At 43.1% G+C, this 12,724-nt stretch carries 12 protein-coding genes and 1 pseudogene; 10 read left to right on the top strand and 3 right to left on the bottom strand.

Annotated features, from left to right (window positions below; genetic code table 11):
- The first annotated feature begins 80 nt into the window (after positions 1-80).
- The 4 genes from ACFI6G_RS08640 (at position 81) to ACFI6G_RS08625 (ending at position 1,598) form a co-directional block, all read left to right on the top strand.
- The gene (locus tag ACFI6G_RS08640) at positions 81-437 is read left to right on the top strand and encodes a hypothetical protein (RefSeq protein ID WP_010430262.1); all 357 of its coding nucleotides are present in this window, start codon (positions 81-83) and stop codon (positions 435-437) included.
- Positions 438-529: 92 nt separating this feature from the next.
- Positions 530-679, top strand: a complete 150-nt coding sequence (locus tag ACFI6G_RS08635; protein ID WP_010430259.1) for a hypothetical protein — start codon at positions 530-532, stop codon at positions 677-679.
- Positions 680-826: 147 nt separating this feature from the next.
- The gene (locus ACFI6G_RS08630) at positions 827-1,357 is read left to right on the top strand and encodes a GNAT family N-acetyltransferase (protein WP_016768139.1); all 531 of its coding nucleotides are present in this window, start codon (positions 827-829) and stop codon (positions 1,355-1,357) included.
- Positions 1,350-1,598: a hypothetical protein gene (locus ACFI6G_RS08625; protein WP_010430255.1), complete on the top strand. Its 249-nt coding sequence runs from the start codon at positions 1,350-1,352 to the stop codon at positions 1,596-1,598. Before ACFI6G_RS08630 ends, ACFI6G_RS08625 begins: the two co-directional genes overlap by 8 nt.
- Before the next feature lie 94 nt (positions 1,599-1,692).
- Here ACFI6G_RS08625 and ACFI6G_RS08620 read toward each other — a convergent pair whose 3' ends face one another.
- Positions 1,693-2,139, bottom strand: a complete 447-nt coding sequence (locus tag ACFI6G_RS08620) for a DUF417 family protein (protein WP_462710238.1) — start codon at positions 2,137-2,139, stop codon at positions 1,693-1,695.
- A gap of 159 nt (positions 2,140-2,298) precedes the next feature.
- Here ACFI6G_RS08620 and ACFI6G_RS08615 point away from each other — a divergent pair.
- Positions 2,299-2,482: pseudogene (locus tag ACFI6G_RS08615) on the top strand (Rid family hydrolase); the annotation flags it as partial.
- Between the two features lie 110 nt (positions 2,483-2,592).
- Here the strand turns inward: ACFI6G_RS08615 and ACFI6G_RS08610 are convergent.
- Positions 2,593-4,179, bottom strand: coding sequence for a BCCT family transporter (locus ACFI6G_RS08610; RefSeq protein WP_016785965.1), 1,587 nt, complete (start codon positions 4,177-4,179; stop codon positions 2,593-2,595).
- 449 nt (positions 4,180-4,628) lie between these two features.
- On the opposite strand from ACFI6G_RS08610, the gene ACFI6G_RS08605 reads away from it, so the two are divergent.
- Both ACFI6G_RS08605 and ACFI6G_RS08600 read left to right on the top strand, forming a co-directional pair.
- Entirely contained in the window at positions 4,629-7,796 is a 3,168-nt protein-coding gene (locus ACFI6G_RS08605; protein WP_462710237.1) for a chitinase C-terminal domain-containing protein, read from the top strand.
- Positions 7,797-8,057: 261 nt separating this feature from the next.
- Positions 8,058-9,521: a sensor domain-containing diguanylate cyclase gene (locus ACFI6G_RS08600; protein WP_010430229.1), complete on the top strand. Its 1,464-nt coding sequence runs from the start codon at positions 8,058-8,060 to the stop codon at positions 9,519-9,521.
- Positions 9,522-9,633: 112 nt separating this feature from the next.
- Here the strand turns inward: ACFI6G_RS08600 and ACFI6G_RS08595 are convergent, their stop codons facing one another.
- On the bottom strand, positions 9,634-9,888 hold the full coding sequence (locus ACFI6G_RS08595; protein WP_010430226.1) for a YgjV family protein: 255 nt from the start codon (positions 9,886-9,888) through the stop codon (positions 9,634-9,636).
- 268 nt (positions 9,889-10,156) lie between these two features.
- Between ACFI6G_RS08595 and ACFI6G_RS08590 the strand changes: the two genes are divergently transcribed.
- The 3 genes from ACFI6G_RS08590 to ACFI6G_RS08580 all read left to right on the top strand — a co-directional run bounded on the left by ACFI6G_RS08590 (position 10,157) and on the right by ACFI6G_RS08580 (position 12,587).
- The gene (locus ACFI6G_RS08590; RefSeq protein WP_016796292.1) at positions 10,157-10,762 is read left to right on the top strand and encodes a DUF4136 domain-containing protein; all 606 of its coding nucleotides are present in this window, start codon (positions 10,157-10,159) and stop codon (positions 10,760-10,762) included.
- Between the two features lie 172 nt (positions 10,763-10,934).
- Entirely contained in the window at positions 10,935-12,119 is a 1,185-nt protein-coding gene (locus ACFI6G_RS08585) for a serine hydrolase (protein WP_462710236.1), read from the top strand.
- Positions 12,120-12,293: 174 nt separating this feature from the next.
- On the top strand, positions 12,294-12,587 hold the full coding sequence (locus tag ACFI6G_RS08580; protein ID WP_017076090.1) for a YkgJ family cysteine cluster protein: 294 nt from the start codon (positions 12,294-12,296) through the stop codon (positions 12,585-12,587).
- Positions 12,588-12,724: the final 137 nt, after the last annotated feature.

Genomic DNA, 12,724 nt, shown 5'->3' with positions numbered 1-12,724 from the left:
CTTATCCCAGAGATATGGTGTTTATAGAGTTGAAGTGTTTTAATATGAAAAACAGATGCTTAACGTAAGAAATTCAGTTTATGCAATTTAGAGTTATTTTAATGTTGTGCCTAGCTATTATGGGGTGTTCATCCAAGCAAGAGTTGGCACCTGACCCAACAACCATCACACTTTTTTATGGCGATAAATCGATCTCCGCGGGTGTGTTAGAAGACAAAACATTTAATTCTATACTTGCAGATAGAGTTGAAAGCGTGACTTTTTCAGGCTCAATATCAAAGCAAGACTCTGAGTTCTTGATTAATATGTTAGTGATTAGAGAAACGAAAGAGCCACGTTCAACACGGCAATTGAATACCACGCTTCTTATGAAACCGGGAGGATTAGTGGATGTTGGCGGTGTAAATAACGATGTGTTCAAGGTAATCCTCGAGTAACAAAAAAAGTGTTCAATTAATCTGATTTTTTGCTTTACCTCAACCTAACTTCAAGTCTTAAGCTTCTCTTAACCATTTAAAAGGAGCTTATTATGCAAAATAATTACGTAAAAGAACTTGCCGTTAAGACTTACCAAGAAGAAATAGCTAGAGAGAGTATGAAAGCTAAAGTCCAGTCATTTCACGCACCGAGTTTTTTCGGTGGTGTGTTGTTTTCGGTTATTTTAGTTGGACTGTTTTGATAAGTTAATCCTTATAATCTTTGATTCAGTATTAACTCTCATCATTCCAACTCACCTGAACTCTCACGGCATAATCTCTTAGGTTCGATTGTGATTTTAGTATCAGTGTTTAAAATGGCTTGTTAGATAAGCGATAGAGTATTGATTATGGATGTATTTTTACACTTACTTCACCCAAGCGATGTCAGTGCTTTATTGGAGTTTGAAGTCGAAAATAGAGAGTGGTTTGAGCAATTTGTTCCAGCACGGGAAGACCGTTTCTATTCCAATGCGGGTGCTGCCGAGCAAGTCATGAGCTTTCTAACTGAATACGATAATGGCGAGATGATTCCTATGTTGGTCAAAGACGCTAATGGCACTATATGTGGGCGAATCAACGTTCGTGATATCGACCAGAACGCTGAAAGTGGAGAACTAGGTTATCGAGTGGGGCACGCATTTGGTTCTAAAGGTATTGCGTCTAACGCGGTGAGGAAGTTACTTATCTACTTGGCCGAGCAATCCTCCCTTAAATATGTTGATGCCTATGCGCTAGTAGGTAATGTCGGTTCGAATAAAATTTTATCCAAGGCCGGTTTTGACTTAGTTGCGCATGTAGAGAATTACGTTGTATTTAAAGGGCAAAACCAAGACGCCAATCATTATCGTAAGGCTATATCTTCTTCAGTGAATGTTTGATATTTATTATTTGTTCTATCATCAAAGAGATAATAAATTTAGACAAGATGCGCTCACATCAATTGTTGTGCGAATCAATACAAAGATCATCGGAGATAAACCAGACGAACATGCTGTTAAGTTTTGGAAAGGGGTTATTAGTGACTACACCTCAGGTAACTACGTAGAAGATCAATATCAGGGCGAAAAATGGGGCTTGGTGACAAGACAGGGCTTTAGTCACGATGCTAGTACAGAGTAAAACTTTATACATTAGAAGCTGGCAGTGTCCTTCTAGCCAGCTTCGAGCCTTTTTATTTCAAGGTTTAATGTTACGGCCACTTATAGATTTACGGTTACTTCTGAGATTTGTTACGTTCGATTACGCTAATAGCGATCGCTAAAAACAGGATGTCTTTCACTAGGAAGAAATTAGTAACTAAGATGCCATCCGATACTTTCCAAGTATTTGGCGTTGTAATTAGGAAGCTCAGTGTTACGGCAAAGATAGCCGCTGCTGCGATGCCAGAATAAAAGGCCACTCTAGAGTTAATGAATCCTACGATTAACCCAACAGCCACGATAATTTCTGCACCACCAACGATATTTGAAACCGCTTGTACTGAGAATAGGCTGTAGAGCCAGTTCAGCGCAGGGTGATTAGCGATAAGGGGTTCAATGAGCATAGCTTCGGTTGGGGTAAATTTGTAGATACCAATCCAAGTTAACACCAATGCGACACCAATCACGCCAAGGTTATATCCCCAATTACTCTGTTTTAAATCATAGGTTTGAACATGCATAAAAATACTCCATTTAATAAAATCCTTGAATATGACCGTACAAGTAAAAATTTAATTTCGCTGTGATGATGATAATTAGTGAATTTATCTAGGTAGCTTATACATGTCCCTTTTTCGTCTCGATTATTATGGAAAGAAAGTGATGTTGTGCGTAACGTAATTCAGTCAGTGATTGTTTATCTGACTGATTTCACTAACTTTTTATGTATTTAATGAAGTATGGAATTCATGGTTCCCTGAAGGTTGTGCACCAAGCCGTGCATGTGCAAAAGCAGAACTCGCAAATCCTGAGCTATTGGTTGAAAAGTCGTTCATGGCTGCTGCGGGTGAAAAGTTTCAATAAGCGGAATTCGTTAATACAAGTAACAAACCGATAAAACAAAGCCACTCAGGTGAATCACTTGAGTGGTTTTTTCGTTTTAAACGCTACCCGAAACTAAATCGGATTAGGCATTAAGCGAGACCTTGATCTCTGGCCATCTGTTTCGCGATCTTCGGTGCGTGCCATAAGCATGGCAGTAAGATAAACGATACCGGAACGGCTGTGATCACAATGAACGACTGTAGAGCGGAGATACCGCCAGAACCCATTGAGATAAGCGCAATTGCTACTGCACCCATGATGATACCCCAGAAGGTACGTACGGCTGCATTTGGTTCTGTAGTGCCTGTCATTACCACACTGATGGTGTAAGTCATCGAGTCACCTGTTGTCACGATGAACGTGGTCGTCAGGATAAGGAACAGAATCGCAATCAAAGTAGGGAACGGCAGTTGAGCGGTAATTGCCAGTAGCACAGCAGGAAGGTTGAAGCCTTCGAACGCGCTAGAAATTACGCCTGGGTTCTCTAATTCAAACGCTAGACCACTACCACCAACGATACTGAACCAAAAACACGTTACTAGCGGTGCAACGATGCTGATAGAAACGATCATTTGGCGAATCGTACGGCCACGTGAGATACGAGCAATGAAAATTGCCATCATCGGACCATAGCCTAAGAACCAACCCCAGAAGAATACCGTCCAGCCACCTAGCCACGCTGTATCTTGGCGGTACAGTGCCATTGGGATGAAGTTATCCACCATTTCGCCCATACCTTGTAGATAGCCATCAATGATAAAGCTCGTTGGGCCTACTAGCAGAATGTAGCCGATTAGGCACACTGATAAGATGATGTTGTAACGGCTAACCAGTTGGATGCCTTTGTTCACGCCGCTCAAAGCAGAAAGCGTGTACATTGCGATAGCAAAGATAATAACGATACTTTGAGTTGCAAAGCTGTCGGAAATGCCAAACAGTTCGCTCAGGGCGTAACTGATTTGTAGGCCAAGGAAACCAATAGGGCCGATAGTACCTGCGGCTACAGCCACAATGCTGCATGCGTCGACTACGTTACCAACCCAGCTGTTAATCGCTTTGTCGCCAAGGACAGGGTAAAGAAGAGTACGGGGCTTAAGAGGGAGGCCTTTATCGTAATGCAGATGCATTAGTACGATAGAAGATAAGCCACCTAAGATGGCCCATGCAAGGAAACCCCAGTGCATGAAAGATTGTGATAGAGCGTTGAACGCCATCGCTTGAGGATCAGCATTGCCATAAAGTGGCGGTGCTGAAACAAAGTGAGCAATTGGCTCTGCGGCTGCCCAGAACACACCACCGCCGGCTAGCAGCGTACATAAGACGATAGACATCCATTTAAAAGTGGTCATTTCAGGCAAGGCAAGCGTTCCTAAACGAACGTGGCCTGTACGTCCTAGTGCTAGCACTAAGCCGATAATGAAATTGAGAAGTAGAAGGACTTGCCAGAAAGCACCGAACCACTTGGTAGAGTAGTTGAAGCCGATGTTAACAAGTTCGGACAACACGGAGGTGTTGGTGAAGGCGAGTACGACAAAGAGGGTTAAAAAACTGCCACTAAGCCAGAAGACTGGGTTTCCGAGTTCCAGTTTTTCACCCAAAGATTGAGCTTTATTGAAATCGATAGAAGTAGATTCTGCGTTGATGTTTTCGTTGGCGACTTGCGTCAAGTTGGACATTATTTCTCCGCTAAATTAGGCTCTTTTAAGCCTATGTATTTCTCTCACACTTGCATAGTAATGTGAGGTTCGTCAAAAAAGCCGCAGATACTAACACATTTGTTACCAAAAAGTGGGCGAATTCATAAAAGAAGCTTGAATCGACTGTAAATCTCTACTTTTTGGCTAGTTTTAACGCGAGTTTTGTCTTGAATCCAGATCACATTCCCGATTTTAGATACGTTATTTTTAGCTTTCCGAAATAAATTAATATTAGTTGTTGGTGCAAAATAAGTGTCGAGTCATTGCATGCATACAGCAAATTAATGCGAGTCATTTTATAAATAAAGAATATTTTAGGTGTTTAATTTACGTTGTTACCTACAGTTGTTTTGCGAAGAGATTTAAGTGGTAAGTAAAGCCCCATTTAAATTAAACATCTTGAAACAACAACTTAAGGGATAGCTAACATGCACCTAAACCAAGGAAGAGTGGCCAAGACGGTTTTTACACTCAGTACTCTCACCGCGTCATGCTTGATGGCGTTCAACAGTTATGCGGCTGTTGATTGTTCAACGTTAGAAACGTGGGACTCTGCCACGGTATACACCGGTGGTGATCAGGTTTCACATGACGGCAGCGCGTACTCAGCAAATTACTGGAATCAAAACAACAACCCAAGCCAATTTGAAGGTGACTATGCACAGTGGAAAAAGCTAGATGTGTGTAGCGGGGATGGAGGCGGTGGTACACCAAATGAAGCACCAACGGCTTCGTTAACAGCACCAACGGCATCAGATGTAATTGTTGAAGGCGACAATGTCGTATTAAGCGCAACAGCACTCGATGCTGATGGCACTGTTGCTTCCGTGGAATTCTTTGTCGATGGTGCTTCGGTCGCGGTTGTGACATCGGCACCATTCGAAGCAGCTTGGTCTGCAACGTCTGGCAACCATCAAGTTTCAGTTGTTGCAACGGACAATGAAGGCGCAGCGAGTGTTGCAAGCGCGGTTTCTGTATCTGTTGATTCAGCACAGCCAGGGAATGAAGCGCCGACAGTTTCGGTTGCGCTTTCAGCAGCTTCGGTCGATGTTGGTGGTGTAGTAACGCTTACCGCAACAGCAGCAGACAGCGATGGCACGGTTGACAAAGTAGATTTCTATGTGGCAGGCGCTCTTATTGGCACAGCTGCAACTAACCCTTACACGCTTGATTACACAACCACTCAAGCGGGTTCTTTAGCGGTTTACGTAAAAGCGACTGACAATCAAGGCGCAACGACAGATTCAGCGCTGGCTTCTTTGACGGTGAATGGCACACCAACGGTGAGCACTTGTCGACCTGATGGCTTATATCAAACCCAAGGTGTCGATGTTCCTTACTGTACTATTTACGATGATGAAGGCCGTGAGAAAATGGGCGCGGATCACCCACGTCGTGTCATTGGTTACTTCACCAGCTGGCGTGCAGGGGATGACCCACAAGCTGCTTACCTAGTAAATGACATCCCTTGGGAACAACTCACACACATTAACTACGCTTTCGTGAGCATTGGCTCAGATGGCAAAGTAAACGTGGGTGATGTGAACGATCCGAACAACGCAGCGGTTGGTAAAGAGTGGCCGGGCGTTGAAGTTGATCCTAACTTAGGCTTCAAAGGCCACTTCGGTGCATTAGCGACCGCTAAGAAAAAACACGATGTTAAGACTTTAATCTCAATCGGTGGCTGGGCGGAAACGGGTGGTCACTTCGCCACTGACGGTAGCCGAGTGGCTGATGGTGGTTTCTACACAATGACGACCAACGCCGACGGTTCTATTAACCATCAAGGTATCGAAACATTCGCCACTTCAGCGGTTGAAATGCTGCGTAAGTACCAGTTCGATGGTCTGGATATCGATTACGAATACCCAACTTCTATGGCGGGTGCCGGTAATCCGTACGACAAAGACTTCATGGAGCCGCGTCGTCAATACCTGTGGGCTTCGTACCAAGTGTTGATGAAAGTGTTGCGTGAGAAGCTTGATGTGGCGTCTGCTGAAGATGGCAATCACTACATGTTAACGATCGCGGCTCCTTCTTCTGGTTACCTACTGCGCGGTATGGAAACATTCGATGTAACCAAATACCTCGATTACGTAAACATCATGTCTTATGACCTTCACGGTGCGTGGAACGATCACGTAGGTCATAACGCTGCGTTGTTTGATACAGGTAAAGACTCAGAGTTAGCACAGTGGAACGTTTACGGTACTGCGGCTTACGGTGGTATCGGTTACCTGAACACCGATTGGGCTTACCATTACTTCCGTGGCTCTATGCCAGCAGGTCGTATTAACATCGGTGTGCCTTATTACACTCGTGGCTGGCAAGGTGTGACAGGTGGCGAAAATGGTCTTTGGGGTCGAGCTGCCCTACCAAACCAAGCTGAATGTTCAGCAGGCACCGGTGAAGGTGAGAAGAACAACTGTGGTCATGGCGCTATTGGTATCGATAACATGTGGCACGATACCGATCCGAAAGGCAACGAAATGGGCGCGGGCTCTAACCCAATGTGGCACGCTAAGAACCTAGAGAAAGGTATTTGGGGTTCTTACGCTGAGGCTTACAAGCTTGATCCTGTAAATGATCCGTCGGATGTTTTAGCAGGTACTTACACGCGTAACTATGACAGCGTGGCGGTTGCTCCTTGGTTGTGGAATGCAGAGAAGGGCGTATTCCTTTCAACGGAAGATAAACAGTCTATTGATGTGAAAGCAGACTACGTTATCGACAAAGAGATCGGCGGTATCATGTTCTGGGAACTAGCAGGTGATTATAACTGTTATGTACTCGATGCGAGTGGCAACCGAACTTCAATCGATACGACAGAACAAGCGTGTAACAGCGGTAACGGTGAGTTCCACATGGGTAATACAATGACGAAAGCTATCTACGATAAGTTTAAGTCTGCGACTCCATACGGAAACAAAGTGGCGACTGGTGCTATCCCGACAGAAGCGTTAGATATTACGGTTTCAGTTGGTGGCTTCAAAGTCGGTGACCAAAACTACCCAATCAATCCTAAGATCACGTTTACAAACAACACAGGGCAAGCACTTCCTGGCGGTACCGAGTTTCAATTCGATATTCCAGTATCGGCGCCTGACAATGCAAAAGATCAATCTGGTGGTGGTTTAACTGTGATTGCTTCGGGTCATACTCGTGCGGATAACATTGGTGGATTAGATGGAACCATGCATCGAGTAGCGTTTACTTTGCCGACTTGGGAAGAACTTCCTGCAGGTGGTGTGTATGAGCTAGATATAGTGTATTACCTGCCAATCTCGGGCCCTGCTAACTATGCTGTGAGTGTGAACGGAGTCGATTATGCCTTTAGCTTTGAGCAACCAGACTTACCACTCGGTGATATTAGTTCTGGTGGAGGCAACCCTGGTGATGGCGGCACTAGTCCTGGTACTTGTGATACGGCAGGTATAGTCGTTTATCCTGATTTACCTCAGAACGATTGGGCGGGTAACTCAAGCCATGCAAATACAGGTGACCAAGTGGTGTACAACGGTAGTATTTACCAAGCAAATTGGTGGACAAGTTCTGAACCGGGTAGCGATGGCAGTTGGACTAAAGTTTGTTCGTAAGACAATGGTAAGAACGCAATAATTGATAATAGATATGAATGTATTATCCCAAATTATCAATGTATTAGCTTATTCTAAAAGTAAAATTAAAACGCCGCACTGAACCCAGTTCGGCGTTTTTGCTATAAGTCACAGATTGCGTATAGAAAGCCTTAAAAATAGCGACGTTCGTTCAGTAAAACTGACAAATATGATATAAAACAGTCTGCTTATATGGAAATTAGTAACGTTACCTAAAATTAGAAAATTATGGGGTAATCTTTGACAGTCAGACGTAAATACATTCTTAGTTTTTCAATTGTTCTGGCTGTTGTTTCTTTGATTCTTTCAGCTCTGCAATTTAACCGAACTAACGAATCACTATCAGAATCCAACCAATTTTTCTTTCGTACAATTGTGAACGCGAGTTACGATATTGTAGACACCACAGTTAACGAAGCAATAAAGACCTATCTAACGGGTGTGACCGACACGGTGACATCTCACATGCTGCTTGTCAGCCCTGAGCAACAAGTCCAAGAAGTAAAAAAAATTGCTAATGAATTGACCATCGGAGAGTCGGGTTACATTTATTTGATGTCACCACAAGGTATCCACCTATACCATCCATTCCTTGAAGGTAAAAGTCGTGCACATTTAACGCATATTCGACAGCAACTGAGCGTAGAGTCAGGAATGTCACAGTATTACCACGCCAATCCACACGAGGTAAACCCACGCGCGAAAGTGGCATACTCCGTTAGGCTACCTGGAGGTAATGTCTTAGTTGCAACGACTTATAAAGATGAGTTGATGTATTTGGTTGATCTTGAAGCGCTAAAAGACAAGCTAAGAAAATACTCTTACGGTGATAGTGGTTACGTTTATATTGTTGATTTAGAGGGTGAATTAGTTCTCCAACCTAGCTTTGAGCATGAGCAGTTAAAGGCGTTAATCAATTACTCTTCAGAGTTGCTTATTGATAAAGTAATGATTAATCCAGAGGGGCATTTCAGTTACTCAATATCTAGAGACAACGGTACAACCAGTAAGAATATTTTCTATAAGTTTTACCCGTATTTGAATTGGGTTATTTCAGCTGGTGTCCTGGAGCAAGAGCTAAACAAAAATCATAGGTTACTGCTTGTCAGCTTAATGGCACTTGTGGTCAGTTTGCTCAGTATTATCGCGGTTTTAGTGCTTTATTTACGCCATCGCCATTTACAGATCTTAAATGTCGCGAGCCTTGACTACCTGACAGGAATTCACAGCCGGGGCAGCTTTATTGAACAGGTAAAGCTAAAAATAACAGATTGTTCGCCTTACCCTTTGCAAGGTGTCGGGGTTATCCTGTTGGATATTGACTATTTTAAGTTGGTTAATGACCAATATGGGCATGCAGAAGGCGATAAAGTGATCTGCGCAGTTGCCCAAACCTTAAAGTATTTTGTAAATAATGAACGCCTGATTGCTCGATATGGCGGCGAAGAGTTTATTTTGGTGACCTTTGACTGCGATGAGCGTCAGTTATATGAACTGTCTGAAGCAATTAGACATAGCGTAGAGCAAACCCAAGGCTTGGTGTCGCCAGTGACGATCAGTGCCGGGTGTTGTTATGCTCAAGTGCTATTTCATATCGAAGGTACGATAGATAAAGCCGACCAAGCACTTTATCAAGCGAAGGAGAGCGGTCGTAATAATTGTCAGGTATATCGAGAAAACGAATACCGCATCGCTTATTCATGAAGCTTTAGAGAACGAAAGACATAAAAAAGCCCAAACTGTGCTTCTGCCTTTTTTAGTACGAGAAGAACGGTTTGGGCTTTTTCAGAATTACTTGAAAGTGTTAGTCGCTAATCTAAGCTTTCGCTGCTTTCATCGCTTCCGTTTTTTTTTCCTTTTGCATTTTTGCAAGGAAGTAGATGTTTACACAAGCGATGAAGCCATTGGTTGCAACAACCGGCCATGCATCAATCATAACGCCGTATGCTGTAAAGAGAGTACAGCCAATAAAGTTAAGGACACGCAGACGAACGATGTCTTTCATTGTTAATGAAATTGCGACCATAATAGACGCAGCGTAACCTAAAATTTCAACCATATTGAATTCCATTGTTTGACCCTCTTAAATTTGCCGATACTTTGTCGGTACCAATTCTTCTCTTCATGAGATGATTGAGGAAGCTCCGTGCCTCGAATGGTCTGGTTATGTTTAACGGGGTAGACTATACCAAGTCCTTTTTTGTGATTAAACCCCCAAAACTGGCAGAAGTGAAGGTTAGCGATTACGCAAACGTTTAATGCACTATCTCTTAATATAATTACTGTTTATGTTGGAGCTTGAATTGATATTTACTCTTATATAGGTAAGGAAGCCACGAATGATAAAACGATCTATTTGTGCAATAAAGGGCATAAAGAAAGCAGCATTGTTGGCTTTGATTACAATTGGGCTTGTAGCTTGTACAACGCAAGAAATACCACCCACTCATAGCTATGGTGTGGTCACGAGTGGAGACTTCGATTTCATGAAACATGGTGTCGTAACGTACTCATGGCATCCTGAATCAGAGAAAGTCTACCTGTCTAAGAAATACGACAAGACGATGGTTACCGACCTAGTACGTGATGTAATTCGAGATCAATTAGCAGCGAAAGGCTATCAGTTGAGGCAAGATGGCGGTGTTGGCGGTGTTGGCGACGTTGTTGTCGGTTTTGGTTTAGCTGAGGAGTCAGTACTTAATGACGACTCTATTTTCAATGCTATTAAGCTCTCAACGGGGGTACCATTTTATGACGGCGATGGAAAACTAGCAGAGAAAGGATCTCTCTATGTTGTCTTTTTCGTCCCTAACTCTGAAGTTGTACAATGGCAGGCGTTGGCTCAATCTGGAATTCAATCTGACTTAGAGCTAAATGAAAGTAAACAGCGTATAACAGGCTTTATTGAGATGCTATTTAGACACATGCCACAACGTTCAAACTAAACATTAAATACATTCACTGAGTCAATATTACTTGTTTAAAAAATGGACAGATCGCAGATTATACTTTTTTATTTGTAACTAAAGGTACATTTGCGTAAAGCAACGTAAAGTTCGCGCTTCTTTTGCTAGCATTTGTCTATACTGGTCAAAACGTTAACTTAGGTTTGATTCAATGAAACTGTTTTCCAAATACTCTCTTCCTCTATTAAGTATATTCATTGTAAGTAACGCAGCGATGGTTAGTAATGCAGCTGTGGCAGCACCTTCTATAGTACCAAGCCCACCTAGTTTAGGTGCAAAAGGGTATGTGTTAATTGATTTTAATTCTGGTGATGTGCTGGTAGAAAAAAATTCGCACACTAAGTTAAATCCAGCGAGCTTGACCAAACTGATGACCAGTTATGTGGCTGGACAAGAGATGAAACGAGGTAACATCTCTGCTGACGATCAAGTACGAATCAGCGAAAACGCGTGGGCGAAGAACTTCCCGGACTCTTCAAAAATGTTCATTGAAGTGAACACCGATGTCGCAATGATGGACTTATACCGTGGTTTGATTATTCAATCGGGCAACGATGCTAGTGTTGCAATCGCAGAACATGTAGCAGGTTCACAAGACGCTTTTGTTGATCTAATGAACTCTTGGGCTACGTCTTTAAAGCTAGAAAATACCCACTTTGCTAATGCACATGGTTTAGACGCAGACGATCTTTACTCAACGCCTTACGATATCGCGCTTTTAGGCCGCGCTATTATACGGGATCTGCCAGATGTGTATGGCTTATATAGCGAGCGCTCGTTCAGTTATAACGGCATTACACAGCATAACCGGAATGGTTTGCTTCGTGATAGAAGCTTAACTGTTGATGGCATGAAAACGGGCTATACGTCTGGTGCTGGCTATAGTTTAGCAAGTTCTGCTACGCAAGGTGAGATGAGACTGATCGCTGTCGTGATGGGCGCATCAAGTGTTAAGAGTCGTGAGTCAGACAGCAAACAGTTATTGAGCTATGGCTTTCGTTTCTTCGACACGCTAAATCCGCATAAAGGTGGCGATCAAGTTGCTGAAGAGAAAGTGTGGTTTGGTGAGCAAGACACATTGAAGCTAGGTGTTGCAGAAGATACATTTATTACTTTGCCTAAGTCAGACAGTAAAAAACTGACTGCATCTATCGAGCTCAACTCTGAACTGAAAGCTCCAATTACAGAAGGCCAAACCTTGGGTGTAGTTCATTACACCGTTGATGGTGAAGATGTGCAAACTCAACCGTTGATCGCACTTGAAGCGGTTGAACAAGGCGGTATCTTCAAGCGAATTATGGATTACATTAAGCTGTTTTTTGCGGGTTTGTTCTAGGTAGAACAAATGGCAATCCGTTCGTGATGAAAGCTGAAATGTTTTGGGCGTTGTGAGTGAATCACAGGGCCCATTGTTGTTTATACACCGATGAAAGCACCGTCTTCGCTATCTTTATTAGCCGTGGCGGTCGGTTTCGATTACTATACGCAAAATTTAGCAATGTAGTCACTTATGACCATAGAGATAAAGAACGTAACTGAACCCGAAGTCACATGTGCCAATTGTCAGGCATGCTGTTGTCGCTTAGAGGTTATGATTATCACAGATACGGGCGTTCCTGAAGAGCATATTGCTTATGACGAATGGGGCGGTGAAACCATGCTGAGATTAGACGATGGCTGGTGTTCTGCAGTAGATAGAGAAACTCTGATGTGCACTATTTACGAAAATAGGCCTTGGATCTGTCGCGAATTCGAAATGGGCTCATACGAATGTGTGGAGCAACGCACAGATGTGATGGGCTAGACGCCTACAGTGTTAAAGTTAGCCGTGCAAGTACGTTACTAAGCTGCGATAAGCACATTAAAAAATCAAATTTCAGGGTTTTATATCTTAAGCAGATGTAGAACCCTGAATTGTTTTAACGGCACAAAGGGTAAGAG

This window comes from Vibrio sp. PSi01, assembly GCF_054960695.1.
This window is presented reverse-complemented; position numbering and strand designations above follow the sequence as displayed.

What these genes read in the sequence shown, in the direction of transcription:
- ACFI6G_RS08640 (WP_010430262.1), top strand. Translation starts at nt 81, where the DNA reads ATGCAATTTAGAGTTATTTTAATGTTGTGCCTAGCTATTATGGGGTGT.
- ACFI6G_RS08635 (WP_010430259.1), top strand. Translation starts at nt 530, where the DNA reads ATGCAAAATAATTACGTAAAAGAACTTGCCGTTAAGACTTACCAAGAA.
- ACFI6G_RS08630 (WP_016768139.1), top strand. Translation starts at nt 827, where the DNA reads ATGGATGTATTTTTACACTTACTTCACCCAAGCGATGTCAGTGCTTTA.
- ACFI6G_RS08625 (WP_010430255.1), top strand. Translation starts at nt 1,350, where the DNA reads ATGTTTGATATTTATTATTTGTTCTATCATCAAAGAGATAATAAATTT.
- ACFI6G_RS08620 (WP_462710238.1), bottom strand. Translation starts at nt 2,139, where the DNA reads ATGCATGTTCAAACCTATGATTTAAAACAGAGTAATTGGGGATATAAC.
- ACFI6G_RS08610 (WP_016785965.1), bottom strand. Translation starts at nt 4,179, where the DNA reads ATGTCCAACTTGACGCAAGTCGCCAACGAAAACATCAACGCAGAATCT.
- ACFI6G_RS08605 (WP_462710237.1), top strand. Translation starts at nt 4,629, where the DNA reads ATGCACCTAAACCAAGGAAGAGTGGCCAAGACGGTTTTTACACTCAGT.
- ACFI6G_RS08595 (WP_010430226.1), bottom strand. Translation starts at nt 9,888, where the DNA reads ATGGAATTCAATATGGTTGAAATTTTAGGTTACGCTGCGTCTATTATG.
- ACFI6G_RS08590 (WP_016796292.1), top strand. Translation starts at nt 10,157, where the DNA reads ATGATAAAACGATCTATTTGTGCAATAAAGGGCATAAAGAAAGCAGCA.
- ACFI6G_RS08585 (WP_462710236.1), top strand. Translation starts at nt 10,935, where the DNA reads ATGAAACTGTTTTCCAAATACTCTCTTCCTCTATTAAGTATATTCATT.
- ACFI6G_RS08580 (WP_017076090.1), top strand. Translation starts at nt 12,294, where the DNA reads ATGACCATAGAGATAAAGAACGTAACTGAACCCGAAGTCACATGTGCC.